11 protein-coding genes and 1 other RNA gene are annotated in these 17,498 nt (G+C 51.8%); 4 read left to right on the top strand and 8 right to left on the bottom strand.

The window, feature by feature from the left end; translation table 11 throughout:
• Positions 1 to 8 precede the first annotated feature (8 nt).
• Positions 9 to 4,466 carry a glutamate synthase large subunit gene (gltB, locus tag DXU84_RS14475; RefSeq protein ID WP_112151045.1) on the bottom strand — a complete coding sequence of 1,486 codons (4,458 nt, stop codon included), beginning with the start codon at positions 4,464 to 4,466 and terminating at the stop codon, positions 9 to 11.
• An 872-nt stretch (positions 4,467 to 5,338) separates the two neighbouring features.
• Between gltB and arcB the strand changes: the two genes are divergently transcribed.
• Positions 5,339 to 7,678 carry an aerobic respiration two-component sensor histidine kinase ArcB gene (gene arcB / locus DXU84_RS14470; RefSeq protein ID WP_013577233.1) on the top strand — a complete coding sequence of 780 codons (2,340 nt, stop codon included), beginning with the start codon at positions 5,339 to 5,341 and terminating at the stop codon, positions 7,676 to 7,678.
• A gap of 896 nt (positions 7,679 to 8,574) precedes the next feature.
• The gene (gene mtgA / locus DXU84_RS14465) at positions 8,575 to 9,297 is read left to right on the top strand and encodes a monofunctional biosynthetic peptidoglycan transglycosylase (RefSeq protein WP_013577232.1); all 723 of its coding nucleotides are present in this window, start codon (positions 8,575 to 8,577) and stop codon (positions 9,295 to 9,297) included.
• Between the two features lie 80 nt (positions 9,298 to 9,377).
• On the opposite strand, the gene dolP is transcribed toward mtgA, so the two are convergent.
• From dolP to DXU84_RS14445, 4 genes are all read right to left on the bottom strand, one after another.
• Positions 9,378 to 9,953, bottom strand: coding sequence for a division/outer membrane stress-associated lipid-binding lipoprotein (dolP, locus tag DXU84_RS14460; RefSeq protein WP_013577231.1), 576 nt, complete (start codon positions 9,951 to 9,953; stop codon positions 9,378 to 9,380).
• Between the two features lie 9 nt (positions 9,954 to 9,962).
• Positions 9,963 to 10,553, bottom strand: coding sequence for a DnaA initiator-associating protein DiaA (gene diaA, locus DXU84_RS14455; protein WP_013577230.1), 591 nt, complete (start codon positions 10,551 to 10,553; stop codon positions 9,963 to 9,965).
• Between the two features lie 30 nt (positions 10,554 to 10,583).
• Positions 10,584 to 10,952, bottom strand: a complete 369-nt coding sequence (locus DXU84_RS14450; protein ID WP_153376096.1) for a YraN family protein — start codon at positions 10,950 to 10,952, stop codon at positions 10,584 to 10,586.
• A 65-nt stretch (positions 10,953 to 11,017) separates the two neighbouring features.
• A complete protein-coding gene (locus tag DXU84_RS14445; RefSeq protein WP_013577228.1) occupies positions 11,018 to 13,054 on the bottom strand; it encodes a penicillin-binding protein activator in 2,037 nt (678 codons plus the stop codon).
• Between the two features lie 61 nt (positions 13,055 to 13,115).
• On the opposite strand from DXU84_RS14445, the gene rsmI reads away from it, so the two are divergent.
• Positions 13,116 to 13,985, top strand: coding sequence for a 16S rRNA (cytidine(1402)-2'-O)-methyltransferase (gene rsmI / locus DXU84_RS14440; protein ID WP_013577227.1), 870 nt, complete (start codon positions 13,116 to 13,118; stop codon positions 13,983 to 13,985).
• A 25-nt stretch (positions 13,986 to 14,010) separates the two neighbouring features.
• An RNA gene (rnpB, locus tag DXU84_RS14435) (RNase P RNA component class A) lies at positions 14,011 to 14,389 on the top strand.
• Between the two features lie 55 nt (positions 14,390 to 14,444).
• Here rnpB and DXU84_RS14430 read toward each other — a convergent pair.
• From DXU84_RS14430 to DXU84_RS14420, 3 genes are read right to left on the bottom strand one after another with little or no spacing between them, the layout of a single operon-like run.
• Complete coding sequence (locus DXU84_RS14430) at positions 14,445 to 15,254, bottom strand: M23 family metallopeptidase (RefSeq protein ID WP_015690517.1); 810 nt, start codon at positions 15,252 to 15,254, stop codon at positions 14,445 to 14,447.
• A 3-nt stretch (positions 15,255 to 15,257) separates the two neighbouring features.
• Entirely contained in the window at positions 15,258 to 16,124 is an 867-nt protein-coding gene (locus tag DXU84_RS14425) for an A24 family peptidase (RefSeq protein ID WP_223510130.1), read from the bottom strand.
• Positions 16,125 to 16,143: 19 nt separating this feature from the next.
• Positions 16,144 to 17,490: a hypothetical protein gene (locus DXU84_RS14420; protein ID WP_153376094.1), complete on the bottom strand. Its 1,347-nt coding sequence runs from the start codon at positions 17,488 to 17,490 to the stop codon at positions 16,144 to 16,146.
• Between the last annotated feature and the right edge of the window lie 8 nt (positions 17,491 to 17,498).

Raw genomic sequence — 17,498 nt, 5'->3', positions numbered from 1 at the left:
TTAACCTCTTACTGCGCTTGTACCCGCAGCTCAGCTGCGGAACGACTACGGTGACCCAACAATGCTTTGACATCACTGGACTTCGGTTTTACCAGGGCAAATTTAGGCGCCCATTCCGGCCAGTTCGCCAAAATCTCTTCACCACGGGTCGATGCGGTCAGCTGTACGTGTTCGATGATCAAACCGCGCAGATGCTCTTCATGGATAGCCAGATCGGCTACTTCCAGGACTTCAACCAGTTCCGGGTTAACACGTTTGCGGAATTCGCCATCTTCATCAAGAACATAAGCGAAACCACCGGTCATGCCTGCGCCGAAGTTGACGCCGGTACGGCCCAGCACACAAACAATGCCGCCGGTCATATATTCACAACCGTTATCGCCGATGCCTTCCACCACGGTGATGGCACCGGAGTTACGTACCGCGAAACGCTCACCCGCGCGGCCTGCAGCAAACATTTTGCCGCCGGTTGCGCCATATAAACAGGTGTTACCGATGATGCTGGCTTCGTGACTGCGGAACGCAGAACCAATTGGCGGACGAATGGCAATGCGGCCACCCGCCATACCTTTGCCCACATAGTCGTTCGCGTCGCCGGTCAGCATTAAATCTACGCCGCCTGCGTTCCAGACGCCGAAGCTCTGGCCTGCGGTGCCGTTGAAGTTAATACGCACCGGATCAGCCGCCATGCCCTGATCGCCATGTTTCTCTGCAATCGCACCGGACAACATAGCGCCAACGGAACGGTCAGTGTTGCGGATATCAAAGTAGAACGCTTTGCTCTGTTTTGAATCGATATGCGGCGCGGCCTGTTCCAGGATGTCTTTATTCAGCTGACCCTTGTCGAACGCCGGGTTGCTTTCGGTGCAGTACACCGCTTTGCCTTCATGCGGCGTGGCCGTTGCCAGTATCGCAGAAAGGTCGAGATTGTTTTGCTTGGCGGTGAAACCGTCCAGCTCAGTCAGCAGATCGGTACGACCAATCAGATCTACCAGCTGGCTGACACCCAACTCGGCCATGATTTCACGGGTTTCCTGCGTGATGAACCTGAAGTAGTTCACTACACGTTCCGGCAGTCCGTGATAATGGTTGCGACGCAGTTTTTCATCCTGAGTTGCCACGCCCGTTGCACAGTTGTTCAGGTGGCAAATACGCAGGTATTTACAACCCAGCGCCACCATCGGGCCGGTACCAAAACCGAAGCTTTCTGCACCAAGAATCGCTGCCTTGATGATGTCGAGGCCGGTTTTCAGGCCGCCATCAACCTGCAGACGGATCTTATGACGCAGGCCGTTGGCCACCAGTGCCTGTTGTGTTTCTACCAGGCCCAGTTCCCACGGACAACCGGCATACTTCACCGAAGACAGCGGGCTTGCGCCGGTGCCGCCATCGTAGCCAGCGATAGTGATGAGATCCGCGTAAGCTTTTGCCACGCCAACGGCGATAGTGCCGACGCCCGGTTCAGACACCAGTTTCACCGAAATCATCGCTTTCGGGTTGACCTGTTTCAGGTCGAAAATCAGCTGCGCCAGATCTTCAATGGAATAAATATCGTGGTGCGGCGGTGGAGAAATCAGGGTCACGCCCGGTACGGAATAGCGCAGTTTCGCGATGTACGGCGTCACTTTGTCACCCGGCAACTGGCCGCCTTCGCCTGGTTTTGCACCCTGCGCCACTTTGATCTGGATAACGTCAGCATTGACCAGATACGCCGGGGTTACACCGAAACGACCTGAAGCCACCTGTTTGATACGGGACACTTTATTGGTGCCGTAACGCGCCGGGTCTTCGCCACCTTCGCCGGAGTTAGAACGTCCGCCGATGCTGTTCATCGCTTCGGCCAGAGATTCATGCGCTTCCGGGCTCAGTGCGCCGATAGACATCGCTGCGGTATCGAAACGGGTAAATAAACCTTCCGCCGGTTCAACCTGATCAACAGGGATCGGCTGGCCTTTTGGCGTGACTTTCAGCAAGTCACGCAGTGTGGCCACCGGACGCTCGTTTACCAGTTTGGCGTATTTCTTATAATCGTCGTAATCACCGCTGTTGACAGCGGCTTGCAGGGTAGTGACCACGTCCGGGTTATAGGAATGGTATTCGCCACCGTGGACAAATTTCAGCAGGCCGCCCTGATCCAGCGTTTTGCGTTTCAGCCACGCGCGCTTGGACAGGTTCAGTAAGTCCTGTTCGAAGTCGCTGTAACCGGCACCGCCGATACGGCTGACGACGCCGTTAAAGCAGGTGTTGCACAGATCCTTCGCCAGACCGACTGCTTCAAACAGTTTCGAGCAACGGTAAGAGGCGACGGTTGATATGCCCATTTTGGACATGATCTTGTACAGGCCTTTGTTGATGCCGTTACGGTAGTTCAGCATCACTTCACGGTATTTCTTCTCGATGACCTGGGAGTCGACCAGTTTTGCCAGGGTTTCGTAGGCCAGATACGGGTAAACCGCAGTGGCACCGAAGCCAATCAGCACGGCGAAATGGTGCGGGTCACGGGCGCTGGCGGTTTCAACAATGATGTTGGCATCGCATCGCAGGCTTTTTTCAACCAGACGCAACTGCAACGCACCGACGGCCATGGGTGCAGGCAGCGGCAGGCGGTTCGGGGCGATATTGCGGTCAGACAGCACCAGCAGAACCGCGCCGTTACGCACTTTCTGTTCGCCTTCGTCACAGAGTTTCTGGACGAACTGCTCCATATTTTGTTCGGTCGGATCGTACGTAATATCCAGCGTTTCCGCGCGATAGTGTTTGCTGTCGAGTGTGGTCAGCTGTTTAAAGTCAGACCACAGCAGGATTGGCGATTTGAAGCTCAGACGGTGAGCCTGACCTTCGGCTTCGCAGAACACGTTCATCTCGCGGCCGATGCTGGTCGCCAGAGACATCACGTGGGCTTCGCGCAGCGGATCGATTGGCGGGTTAGTGACCTGCGCAAATTGCTGGCGGAAGTAGTCATACACGATACGCGGACGGCTGGAGAGCACGGCAAATGGCGTGTCGTCACCCATGGAGCCGACGGCTTCCTGACCGTTTTCACCCAGTACGCGGATGATCTGATCGAGTTCTTCGCTGCTGTAGCCGAATTGCTTCTGGAAAGTTTCCAGTAAGGTGTCTTCCAGCTCACGGCTGCCCACCTGATCTTCCGGCAAGTCTTCGAACGGCACCAGACGCTGAACGTTTTTCTCCATCCATTGCTTATAAGGATGGCGGCCCTTCAGATCGTTGTCAGTTTCTGCAGAATGGTGGATTTTGCCGCTGCGGGTGTCGATCACCATCAGCTCGCCCGGTCCGACGCGGCCTTTTTCGACCACTTCGTCCGGCTGATAATCCCAGATGCCAACTTCGGACGCACAGGTGATCAGCTTATCTTTGGTGATGACATAGCGCGCAGGACGCAGACCGTTACGGTCAAGGTTACAGGCGGCATAACGGCCATCTGACATCACGATACCGGCCGGGCCATCCCACGGCTCCATGTGCATGGAGTTAAAGTCGAAGAATGCGCGCAGATCGTCGTCCATATCCGGGTTTTGCTGCCAGGCTGGCGGCACCAGCAAACGCATGGCGCGCAGTAAATCCATCCCGCCTGCCAGGAACAGTTCCAGCATGTTGTCCAGCGAGCTGGAGTCCGAACCGGTTTCATTCACGAACGGTGAGGCGTCTTGCAGATCGGGGATCAGCGGCGTTTTGAATTTATACGCACGGGCACGCGCCCACTGGCGGTTACCGGTGATGGTGTTGATTTCGCCGTTGTGCGCCAGATAGCGGAAAGGCTGAGCCAGTTGCCAGCGCGGGACGGTGTTAGTCGAGAAACGCTGGTGGAACAGGCAGATGGCCGATTCCAGACGCAGGTCGGCCAGGTCTAAATAGAAGCGTGGCAGATCCGCAGGCATACACAGGCCTTTATAGATCGTGACCACGTTGGAGAAACTGCACACATAGAAGTCTTTATCCTGAATGCGTTTCTCAATACGGCGGCGCGCCATATAAAGGCGGCGTTCCATGTCACGCGGACGCCAGCCGGCAGGCGCGTTGACAAAAATTTGTTCGATGCGGGGCAGGGAGGAAAGCGCGATTTCACCGAGTACGTCCGGATTGGTCGGAACGTCACGCCAGCCCACCACGGACAGCGTCTCGTTTTGCAACTCTTCTTCAACAATGCGGCGGCTTGCCTCAGCTTCTTTTTCATCTTTGCTGAGGAACAGCATGCCAACGGCATAGTTTTTCGCCAGACGCCAGCCACGTTCTTCAGCAATCATGCGGAAGAAGCGGTCAGGTTTCTGTAAATGAAGGCCACAGCCGTCGCCGGTCTTGCCGTCAGCAAGGATCGCGCCACGGTGTTGCATACGGGCCAGCGCGTGGATCGCAGTACGCACGACCTTATGGCTAGGTTCGCCTTCTATATGGGCGATCAGGCCGAAACCACAGTTGTCCCTCTCTTGGGATTTATCGTACAACATTACGTGAACCTCCCCAGGCTCTGCGAGACTCTCACACCAATCGCGAGCGGGCTTATACACAGAGGTTTGTCCGCAATTTCGCGCACTCTTGCGGTGCGTTGATTGCCCGGACATCTCCGTCAAAGGCCTCTCGTGATGGTTCTCACAAGTGGTGGTTGACTTGTTTTAATGAGGGAGTCTTCAATTACTGCATAAATATGACGAGTTGCTCACCCGTCGAGATTGCTTCCAGCGGACTCCCAACTTAGCGAGAAAGCACAGACAGGTCAAATGGCGATTTAAGTTATATTAAAAGTGATATAAAGAGATTTAATTATTTGAAATATATATGTTTTATGGGGTTTTTGCTGGCATATTTCCGATGGGGGCATGCACGTAAAGTGTGAGCTGACTCACTATGGGGAAAGCGTAAGATCTCCGCACCGTGCTGGCAGGGGCGTAATTACCAGTATTTTATACTGGAAAATACTGTACCCATGCGGTTTGTCACTGTTTTTAACCTGACAGTAATAATGTGTTAGTCCGGTGTTTGTAATAAGAATTATTCATACTGCCACGAATGACTTTATTTGCAGTAATAATGAATAGTTATGCCTGTGCGAAACGCACCGGGAGAGAAAATATTCGGAGGATAAAAGGAAAAAATGTTAGCTGGACGGCAGTTGGCAACGCGTGCAGCCTGATAAAGCCGGCCGATATTAATAATATCACCGCAGATAATAGTCAATAACTCTGCCCTTATTTCCTGCATTGCACCATGACAAGCCCCTGCAAGGTGCATCTCACAAACTTCACGCTCAATTTATCCCCTGCCATCACGCCGGTGAGGTTTTGCGGTATGATTCAGACGACTTCGTTTTAAGGGAAACGTTATGAAGCAAATCCGGGTTTTAGCGCAGTATTATGTCGATCTGATGGTCAAGCTGGGGCTGGTGAGATTCTCACTGTTGCTGGCGTCTGCGCTGGTGGTACTGGCAATGATTGTCCAGATGGCGGTCACTATGCTCCTGCGCGGGCAGGTTGAGAGTATCGACGTCGTTCGTTCCATCTTCTTTGGTTTGCTGATCACGCCCTGGGCGGTTTACTTCCTGTCGGTGGTGGTTGAACAACTTGAAGAGTCGCGTCAGCGTTTAGCGCGTCTGGTCGATAAACTGGAAGAAATGCGCCACCGCGACCTCGAACTGAATCAGCAACTCAAAGACAACATCACCCAACTGAATCAGGAAATCGCCGACCGTGTGAAAGCGGAAGAAGCGCGTCTGGCAGTGGTCGATAAGCTGAAACTCGAAATGCAGCACCGCGAACAGGCGCAGATCGAACTGAGCCAGCAATCTGCATTATTACGCTCTTTCCTCGATGCCTCGCCGGACCTGGTGTATTACCGCAACGAAGACAAAGAATTCTCCGGCTGTAACCGGGCGATGGAACTGCTGACCGGCAAAAGTGAAAAGCAACTGATCGGCCTGACTCCCAACGATGTTTATACTCCGGATATCGCCGAGAAAGTGGTCGAAACCGACGAGAAGGTTTTCCGTCACAACGTTTCCCTGACCTACGAACAATGGCTGGTCTATCCGGACGGGCGCAAAGCCTGCTTCGAATTGCGTAAAGTGCCGTTTTATGACCGTATCGGTAAGCGACACGGGCTGATGGGCTTCGGACGTGATATTACCGAGCGTAAGCGCTATCAGGACGCGTTAGAGAACGCCAGCCGTGAGAAGACCACTTTTATCTCAACGATCAGCCACGAGCTGCGTACGCCGCTTAACGGTATCGTCGGGCTGAGCCGCATTTTGCTCGACACCGAGCTGGACAAAGAACAGCACAGCTACCTGAAAACCATTCATGTCAGCGCGATCACCCTCGGCAATATCTTCAACGATATTATTGAAATGGACAAAATTGAGCGCCGCAAAGTGCAGCTTGATAACCAGCCGGTTGATTTCACCGAATTCCTCTCCGATCTGGAAAATCTCTCCGGACTGCTGGCCCAGCCGAAAGGGCTGAAATTTATCATGGAGCCTGACCTGCCGTTGCCGCGCAGTATTACGACGGACGGCACGCGTCTGCGCCAGATTCTGTGGAATCTGATCGGCAACGCCGTCAAATTCACCCGCGAAGGTGAGATTGTGCTGAGCGTGCATTATGAACCGAACGATATGCTGCGATTTGTCGTGCGCGATTCCGGTCTGGGGATCCCGCAGGATGAGCAGGACAAAATCTTTGCCATGTATTATCAGGTGAAAGATCAGAACGGCGGTAAACCGGCGACCGGCACAGGGATTGGGCTGGCGGTCTCAAAACGTCTGGCACAGGCAATGGGCGGCGATATCACCGTCAGCAGCGTGCCGGGTCAGGGTTCCTGCTTTACGCTCGTCGTACGCGCACCAACGCTGGATTCACCGGCTGACCTGGCCAGTGACGAAGAAGACATGCCCTTACCGGCGCTGCACGTGCTGCTGGTCGAAGACATTGAGCTGAACGTCATTGTGGCGCGTTCAGTGCTGGAGAAGTTAGGTAACAGCGTGGAAGTGGCGATGAATGGCCATGATGCGCTGGAGATGTTCGATCCTGACGAATTCGATCTGGTACTGCTGGATATCCAGTTGCCTGACATGACAGGGCTGGATATTGCCCGCAAGCTGCGCACCGATTACGCCGGACAACATCTGCCGCCACTGATTGCCCTGACAGCAAACGTGCTGAAAGACAAAAAAGAGTATCTCGATGCGGGAATGGATGACGTGCTGAGCAAGCCGCTGTCTGTTTCCGCGCTGACCGCGATGATTCAGCAGTTCTGGGATCATCAGCCTGACGTTTCCGTAGTGGAAAAGGAGCCCGTAGTGATGAAAGACAGCGAATCGTTGCTTGATACCGCCATGCTTGAGCAGTACATCGACCTGGTTGGGGCGAAACTGATTTATCAGAGTGCGGATATGTTTGAAAAAATGATGCCGGGCTATCTGGCTGTGCTTGATTCCAACATGACGGCACGCGATCAAAAAGGGATTGCCGAGGAAGGCCACAAAATCAAAGGCGCGGCGGGTTCTGTTGGCCTGAAACATTTACAGCAACTGGCACAACAAATTCAGACGCCGACATTGCCAGCCTGGTGGGATAACGTTCAGGAATGGATTGATGAGCTGAAGGCCGAATGGCGCAATGACATCAAAGTATTACGTGACTGGACGGCAAACGCTGAAAAAAAATAACCCCGGCCGAGGCCGGGGTGCGCGAATACTGCGCCAACACCAGGGAAAGAGGTAACCCACGATAGTTTTTAGGGTTCGGTTTTCGCAGGTCTTGGAATTCAGGTTTAAAGTCTAATACATCCTGTAGCAATCAACATAACAAATATAAGCAGAACTGTTACAACATTCATTAAAAACTGTGATGTAGATTAGTCTTTGTCTATACAAAACATCAAGTCTTTATCGCAGGATTTTTGACAGAATACAAATGAAGCATGTTGATGTTGTATTGGCGACATGCAATTTTGCTTATGGAAGTGAACAATAGCAGGCGGTTTTGCAGGTGAATTTGCGACATGCCCGTCTATGAAACCGGTTCTATAAATTGAAAAATTTATGCCAACTTGTTGTAATATATGGTTTAAGTGTGAATTTCAGCGAAATGATCTCTCCGGAGCCAAAAGAGATCTGAAATTTATTTTAAATGAAAAAATTTCACTTAGGTTTATGCGTTTTTTATCTGATAAAAAGGTGCACACCCTGCTGATTTTTTAGGTATCACAGGTGTTGTATTTGACTTAGTGCGTTAACGCATTACGGAATAATTGATGAGAATTTATTCACTTTCACTGATCGGAATCATAAATTAATCTTACGTATCTTTTGTTGATTAGTTTACAAAAATTTTACTTTTTTGCTTAAAAATCAGTCGCAGTGAAAAAAGCAAGAGTTCCTGACTGTTTGACGGAACTCCTTGATGGTAGTGGTTTAATCGGAATTTTTCGTTCTGAATGTAAGCAAAAGTTTCATTGTTATTGCTCAATTGTTAGCAATATTGTGCAGCATTTCGCTAGCCTGATCTTGCAGGTTATTATTGAGATTGATTAGATGGTCGGATGTGTTGTGGAAAGCGCCAAATGAATAAAATTACTCGAAAAGGCCTGTTGCGTACGCCGCTGTTATGGCTAAAACGCGCAGTGATACTGTTACTCTGCTTATGGGTAGCGGGCATTCTTCTTTTTTCTTTTTTACCCGTGCCTTTTTCTGCCGTGATGGTGGAGCGCCAGATTTCCGCGTGGCTGACCGGTGATTTTGGTTATGTTGCACATTCGGACTGGGTGCCAATGAGTGAGATTTCCTCACCAATGGCGCTCGCGGTGATGGCGGCGGAAGATCAGAAATTCCCGACTCATTGGGGATTTGATGTCGATGCTATTCAGTCGGTGCTGGATAAAGACGGCGGAAAAATGCGTGGTGCTTCGACATTATCCCAGCAAACCGCTAAAAACCTGTTTCTGTGGGATGGGCGCAGTTGGGTGCGTAAAGGGCTTGAGGCCGGGCTGACCGTGGGTATTGAAACCGTATGGACAAAACGTCGCATTCTGACGGTGTACCTGAATATCGCGGAGTTTGGTGATGGCGTCTTTGGCGTCGAGCAGGCTGCGCAGCATTTCTTCCATAAACCGGCCAGCCGCCTGACTGCGTCTCAGGCCGCGTTACTGGCCGCAGTGTTGCCGAATCCGCATCTGTTTAAGGTGAATGCGCCTTCTGCGTATGTCATACGCCGTCAGCAATGGATCCTGCGTCAGATGAGCCAGCTCGGTGGTGAGTCTTTCCTGCAAGAGCATAAACTGCATTAGAGCGGATGATGTTTACAGTAAAAAAAAGGACAGCCTGAGCTGTCCTTTTTGGTTATAACGTACTGAATTATTTCACGTAGCTATTTAACGTAAGTAAAGGCCGTGGTGACGTGTTTAACGCCGCTCACGCCAGCCGCTATCCCAGCCGCTGACTTACCTTCTTCCTGCGTCACCAGACCCAGCAGGAACACTTCGCCGTTTTCGGTGGTGACTTTGACGTTAGATGATTTAACCGAATCACTGGTCAGCAACTGAGAACGGACTTTGGTGGTGATCCACGTATCCATTGACGCTGTGCCCATGCTGACCGGCTTACCGGTACGGATTTCGTTGTACACTTCCGTTGCGCCTTCAACACCCATCGCAATTTGTTTTGCGCGAGAAGCCATATCCGCCGTCGGCGCCTGACCGGTTAACAGGACTTTACCCTGATACGCAGTCGCCACGATGCGGGCTTCGTCTTTCAGTTGTTTATCTTTACTCACCGCATTAGAGACACGGGCTTCCAGCGTGCTGTCATCAACCTGAGTGCCGACCGTACGTGGGTCAGTCGTTGTTTTTGTTGCGACGCCAGCCGCACCAACTACCGCAGCGGCGACACAGCCTTGTAGCAGAAGGGCGCTTAACAATACAGCAAAGAGAGGACTCGCCTTCATGGGATCTCCTTAATCGTCCTGGTGTGGGAACAGCGTGTTATCTATCAGGTCACAGAGACAGTTAACTGTGAGCATATGCATTTCCTGAATGCGGGCGCTGCGATGAGAGGGAATACGGATCTCAACATCATGAGGCCCCAGTAAACCCGCCAGCTCGCCGCCGTCATAACCTGTTAATGCGACAATGGTCATATCACGGGTTACCGCTGCTTCAACGGCTTTGACAATATCACGGCTGTTGCCGCGGGTAGAAATGGCCAGCAGAACATCACCCGCCTGACCTAAGGCGCGGACCTGTTTAGCATAAATTTCTTCATGCAGTCGATCGTTGGCAATCGCAGTGAGCACAATGTTATCTGCACATAATGAGATTGCAGGAAGGCTGGGACGTTCAGTTTCAAAACGATTAATCAGACTGGCGGAAAAATGCTGCGCATTTGCCGCAGAGGTGCCATTGCCGCAGCACAGAATTTTATTGCCGTTAAGCAGCGATTGCACCAGCGTCATCGCGGCGCGGGAAATCGCGTCAGGCAAGGCTTCTGCCGCCGCAATCTGAGTTTGGATACTTTCTGTAAAGCAGACTTTGATTCTATCCAGCACGGGTTTTCGTCCAGTCAGTCGTCGTAATATTTATTCCGCATTGAAGGCATCACGCAGCCATTCTATCTGGCTGCCGGTGATGGCAAAAACATCAAAACGGCAAGATGATGTGTCAAAGCTTGCGTTCTTTCCTGCAAGCCAGAAAGAGGCAGCGCGTAACAGGCGCTGCTGTTTTTGAATCGTCACGCTGGCCGCCGCACCACCAAAACTGGCGTTGCGCCGGTAACGGACTTCAACAAACACCCAGGTTTGCTGGTCACGCATGATCATGTCAATTTCACCGGCACGGCAGGCCACATTGGCCGCCACGAAGGTTAACCCGGCTTCTTCGAGATAGCGTCGTGCAAATGCTTCGTATTTATCGCCGCACGCCCGCGTTTTTGACAAAAAAGACTTCATCAGTACGTCCTTGTACCTGTAATGGCTGAGAATTCCGATCTCTGTTGAGCTGTTTCAGTTTTCTCTTAAGAAGAAACTGGCACCAGCGAACCCTGACGGTATTGCAGCCATGGCAATTTACGGTGGATCACGCAATTGCTATTGGCGCTCAATTCTCCGGTGCTGCCGGAAACCTGGAAGCCAGGCAATGTGCGCATCTGGGAGAAATGATTTGCCAGATTCCAGGCATCGATCCCCATCGCATAGAGACGAACCAGCGAATAGTCGTTACCAAACTTCGCGGCTGCCTGCTGCATCAGCGCAGGGTTACCGCCTGCCAGTAAAGGAATATCGCTAAACTGCACGCCTTCCATTTCGAGACGGTAATCCGGACCGGCACCTGCCTGATAGCTGCGCGAACTGGCGTACACTGAAGGATGCACGCGGCCATTCACGGCCAGATCCAGCATCGGTTTAATCAGCGTCAGTTCACTTTGTGTCGCAACAACGTAGACGGAATCCACTGCGCCACCGGTACTGCCTTGCGTAATCTGTGCATCTGTCGGCGGCGCCGGGATGGTAATGCCACCAATTGTGACACCCTGCGCTTGTGCTGGCGCGGCTGCATCACTGGTGGTGACCGGCGTACCGGTCAGGCGGATACCGCTGCCAATAGAAGAACGCAATTCACCGGCGGAACCGAGACCTTGTTTCAGTACGGTTTGCCCGCCCAGTTTCTGCCATTCGTTAGCAAAAGCCTGCGCGATACGGTCGCCGAAGCTGCCACGCGGCACCAGTAACAGCGGCATACGTTTCTGCTCAGACCACATGTGGCGCGCAGCATCCTGTGCCTCGTCTTCCGGCGAGAGCGCAAAGTAACAGATATTCGGGCTGTTTTTCTCAGTTTCTGGCTGATTGAGCGCTAAAACATTCAGAGGCGTCTGGTCAGAAGCGAGTGCGTTCACCTGATCTTTCAGCAGCGGGCCGACAACCAGCGTTGCGCCATCCTGCTGAGCCTGCGTCAGAAGCGCGGCCAGAGGCTGACCATTGGTATCATACACTTTCACCTGCCCGTTGCTGCTGGCCACGGGCGCAGCGGCTGGGGTTGCGGCAGGCTGAGCCTGGGAAGGATCGGTTTGAGACGCGGTATTTTGCGCGCTGGCGTCCGGTGCAGATGTACTGACGGCTGCGTTCGGGTCTGCCGGCGTCTGAGATTGTGCGTTTGGATCGGTCGGTGCCGTTTGTGCCGCTGGCTGGCTGACCTGACCGCTCATTGCCGCATTAAAACCCTGCTGAATGGCATTCCCGTAAACCTGTGCCGGGCCGCTCATTGGCAGAAACAGCGCAATTTTGCCGGTTGAAGCAGGCTGGAAAGTCAGCACATTATTGAGCTGAGTCGGCAGGCTTTTCGCTGCCGGATTCACCGGATAACGGCGCTGCCAGTCTTTAATCCCGGCTTTCAGTAAATCAGGATCCTGCTTGTTGCTTTGCCAGACGCTGAGTAAATCCAGCCATCCCTGCAGCGTATTTTCATCCGCATTGATCACGATGCTGTTGACGTCCTGTGCGGACATCTGCGTCAGCGCCATCCAGGTGCGGTCAATGTTGTCCTGATGCGGCTGACCTTGTACCAGCGGCTCCTGCGCGATATAGGCGCGGATCACGCCAAGGCTGGTGCGCCCCTGACTGGCATCGATTTGCGCCTGATAATAACGGGCTTTCTGATCGTTAGTCAGATCGTGGGGATCCAACTGGCTCAGACTGGTGGCTGCTGCCGGATAATTTTTCAGCGCAACCTGCACTTCTGCACTGGTCAGTTGCTGTTCGACGGTTTGGGCTGCCGTCAGATTTTGCGGCACTTTAGCCAGCTGTTCCGCCGCCTGAGGCGCTTTGCCTTCGCGTATCAAGGCACGCACTGCAAGCAATTGCCAGTCAGCCTTGTTATCATCACCGCTTTGCTGCGCCTGCTGCAAATAATAGTCAGAGCTGCCGGACGCTGCACCCTGGACACTTTCTGTCGGTGCCTGCGGCGCCTGACCTGAACAGCTGGCAAGAAGCATGGCCACGATGATGGCAGGGAGTAAACGTCCCGAACGGGTACGAAAGGTCATTGAGGAAGGCATTCAGTTTCCAGTGATGTTTTTTTAAGATGCTCAATATTAAATCGGCAATCCGGATGAAACAATGAATCAAGACGATCAAGCAGATATTTCTGCCTCAACGCTGTATATCGTACCGACGCCAATTGGCAATTTAGGGGATATTACCCAACGCGCGCTGGCCGTACTGAACAGTGTAGATTTGATTGCTGCAGAAGATACCCGCCATACCGGATTGCTGCTGCAACATTTCGCGATCACGGCAAAAATGTATCCGCTGCATGATCATAATGAACAGCAGAAAGCTGAGCATTTACTGGCGAAATTGCAGGCAGGCCAGACGATAGCGCTGGTCTCGGATGCCGGTACGCCGCTGATCAATGATCCTGGCTATCACCTTGTGCGTCGCTGCCGTGAAGCTGGTATCCGCGTGGTGCCGTTACCCGGTGCCTGTGCGGCGATCACCGCGCTTTGTGCCGCCGGTTTGCCCTCTGATCGTTTCTGTTACGAAGGGTTTCTGCCCGCCAAAACCAAATCCCGTAAAGATACGTTGCAGGCATTGATTGAAGAACCCCGTACGCTGATTTTCTATGAATCCACGCACCGCCTGTTGGACAGTTTGCAGGATATGGTCGAAGTCTGGGGGCCAGATCGTTATGTCGTACTGGCGCGTGAACTGACCAAAACCTGGGAAAATATTCACGGTGCGCCGGTGGGTGAACTGCTGGCATGGGTGCAGGAAGTCGAAACGCGCCGGCGCGGTGAAATGGTGCTGATCGTTGAAGGCCATAAGGTCGATACCGAAGCCTTACCGGCGGAAGCCCTGCGCACACTGGCATTGCTGCAAAAAGAACTGCCGCTCAAAAAAGCGGCCGCGCTGGCCGCCGAAATCCACGGTGTGAAGAAGAATGCGTTGTATAAATACGCGCTTGATGAGCAAGAGGGTGACAAATAGGGCGTAATACCCTATTATCCGCCGCGGAGTTGACCAGACAGTCGCCGCTTCTTTGCCGTCCCTTTCGGGGGAGACAGAAGGAGGGGAGGAAAGTCCGGGCTCCATAGGGCAGGGTGCCAGGTAACGCCTGGGAAGCGCGAGCTTACGACAAGTGCAACAGAGAGCAAACCGCCGATGGCCCGCGCAAGCGGGATCAGGTAAGGGTGAAAGGGTGCGGTAAGAGCGCACCGCGCGGCTGGCAACAGTTCGTGGCAAGGTAAACTCCACCCGGAGCAAGGCCAAATAGGGGTTCACATGGTACGGCCCGTACTGAACCCGGGTAGGCTGCTTGAGCCAGTGAGCGATTGCTGGCCTAGACGAATGACTGTCCACGACAGAACCCGGCTTAACGGTCAACTCCACTCTATATAAAACAATGAGTTGGTGTATTCCTGAGGAATGCACCAACTTTTGTTCCCTTCAGGACACTTTCTGTAAACGATATCTTCCGCTCTTCAGCACCACTTTATAATCCCCAAACACTTTCTGATCCGCACTGGCATAAATTATTTTCTCGCGATACTTCACCATGACTTTTTCCTGCCCCGCGATTTCAGTCACCAGCATGATTTTCGGTACTGAAATTTTCGAAGTCATCTTGGCTGTCATCTGGCCGTATGAGGCATTGGATGCTGACAGGAATTTCACGGCGTCAACCGGCTGCCCCTGATGCATCAACTCAAAATGCAAATGGGGGCCGGTGCTGCGTCCGGTATTGCCGGAGTAAGCCACGATGCTGCCCTGTTTGATCTCCTGGCCGGCGACGACATTCAGTCTGTTCAGATGCAGGTAGCGGCTTTTCCATCCTTGCGGGTGGCGTACCACCACGTAATTGCCAGCGACGGGATGGTACTTCGCTTCAACGACGATCCCTTTTTCTGTGGCAAACACCGGTGTAAACGGTGGGGCGGCAAAATCGGTTCCCTCATGCTGGGAAAAGCGTCGCAAAAGAGGATGCCAGCGCATACTGAATGCAGAAGTGATCCGTAAAGGAATGTTCAGTGGTGAGCTAAAATGGGGATAACCTGCGGAGACTTCATTAACCGCTTGCGGATGACTGAGCGATGTTTTTTCTCCGGCGACGATAAATAACATCGCCTGAGAAAAAGTGGCAGGAGGATTTTCCTTGTCGGCACGTGCTGCACGCAGCAAAACCATTGTGACAGGGGCATCGCCTCCTGCTTTTGCCATAAACGGCAGGAGCAGGATGAAAGGAAATATCCGGCGCATGGTTTACAGCTGCTCAATAAAAAAAATCACCAAACCGGCCATCGAAATCGAAGGACCGAAGGGAATGTAATGCTTTTCAGCAGCCGGATGATTTTCATCCAGAGTCCGGCGCTGGTTCAGCACAGTACAGAGCACATACACCATAATGCCTGAGGCTGCCGACCACATGATCAGTTCCGGAATTTTCTCCATTCCCACCCAAACGGTGATCGCAGCCATTAGTTTGACATCGCCATAGCCCAGCCCCTCACGGCCACGCCATTTATCATACGCTGCCATCACGGCATAAAGCACAAGCCAGATAATGACGGCACCACAAATTGCCGATCGCGGCCCGATATCCGTAATCCCCAATACTGAGCAGAGTAAGCCACTCCATAACAGCAATGACACCAAACTGTCGGGCAAAATCAGATGCTTAAAATCAATTACCGTCAGACTGTAAAGCAGACAGAAATAGAGGAAAAAGCAGCAGATCTGAATTTCTGTAAAATGCGGCAGCCCTGCAATCGCCAGTGCGGCAAAAATGCCCCCGCACAGTATTTCGGAAATCAGATACTGTGCGGAGATTGGACTTTCACAATGACGACACTTTCCCTTAAGCCATAACCAACTCAGAACAGGGATATTGTCTCGCTTCATTACGGAAGCACCACATGCCGGGCAATGAGAAGGTGGCCACCAGAGATTCACTTTAACAGCGTCCGGTTCCGTACCGTATTCTGCGAAAATCATTAACGGCAATCGATAAATTAGCACATTAATAAAGCTGCCAATAAACAATCCGAATATCAGTGCCATAACAGGATAAAACCAAAAATAGAAAAGAGTCATTAAAACGATTCCCTGCGAGAATGAACGGAAAAACACGGTATTTTCAATGAGAGCGTTATTTCTCTGTGATACCTTTTTTTACTTCCATAAAATCAATGAATATATTTGGTTCTTCTTCCGTTGCAATTTCTAATCGCTGCGAAAATAACTGAGTGCCTTTGGTGTCGCAAATATAAGCATTGTCTGATGTCGGTTGCTTTCCCATCATTTGTGCAAAGGTAAATCCTTTCTGCCCTTCCGGAATATGGATAATATTGAAACCGGGCACTTCCCTAAACGAATCGACAGCCGGATCCTGAAAATGGGTTAAGTCGGTATAATCATCCACCGATCCTTTAGCACCATTCAGGCATGTAAATATATCACTACCCCGTATACCTTGCTCGTTAATAGCCCCCTGTCCGTTCCAGATACCCGACCAATGCACACCTCCGGCAAGACGAGTATGAATTGCAGCAACATCTGTTATGGCCATCCTCTCGTTATCCAGGTAGTAGGGAATAAGGTACTTACTCTCTGTTTTATCATGATTGAGCGTATCTTTCCCGTTTGAAACGAAAGCATACTCTGCAGGATAATCATTGTTGATCCCGAAACTCTTATAGCGTACGAAATATTCTCCGTCATCACTTTGGAGTGTCCAGGCTGCAAGCCGTTGCTCACTGCCATCAGCATCGCCGAGCAACAAGGCTTCTAAGTGTATGACTTCCATATGACGATGAGGAAGATAAACAACTAATTCATGCCCTTCCCCCCCCGTGCTGTTGTTGCTGGTATTACCTTCAGGTCCGTCTGAAGCGCGGGGGAAAATAATCGTGCCAACCCATAACTTTTGATTTTTGCTGGCGGCCAGTTCAATCAGTTCATCATATAAAGAGAGATTTCGCGTCGAGCTCGTCATTGCTGGCTTACATTTATAACGCTGCTCTTTCAGGGAGACAGGCGTACCTGAACATGCCGTAATTGCCGGGAAAGGGTCGCCTTTCTGATAGGGTTTCGCATTAATGATGGGCAGGCCCCAGTCTCCTTCTTTACCGCCACTCACCCAGCTGTAATTGGCTTGTGTATCATAGTGAAGGTAGTGTTCTGAGAAATCAAAATTGTCATCTGTTATCTCCGGTAAACGCTGGGCAGGAACCTGTCCGGAAGAGGATTCTATATACATAATATTTATTGCAATTGGCAGGGAGTTTTTCTCCTCATAGGAATATTTGTCACCACTTCGGGTATATCCAAAAAAATTAGCAATAGGCAACGCAAGGGGCATATCCAGCGGTTGTGCTGTACCGCCACCGCTATCAGATTCAGCAAATTTGAACACGCCTCCTTTAGGTATCGTGGCCGAAAAGCTATTAACCGATACTATATTCAAGAAAATGAAAAGCAGAATTATTTTTTTCATCATACACC

This window comes from Rahnella sp. RcJ3, from assembly GCF_009498575.1.
In the GTDB taxonomy this organism is placed as follows: Bacteria; Pseudomonadota; Gammaproteobacteria; order Enterobacterales; family Enterobacteriaceae; genus Rahnella; species Rahnella aceris.
The sequence above is the reverse complement of the archived record's forward strand: the minus strand, read 5'-3'. Positions and strand labels throughout refer to the sequence as shown.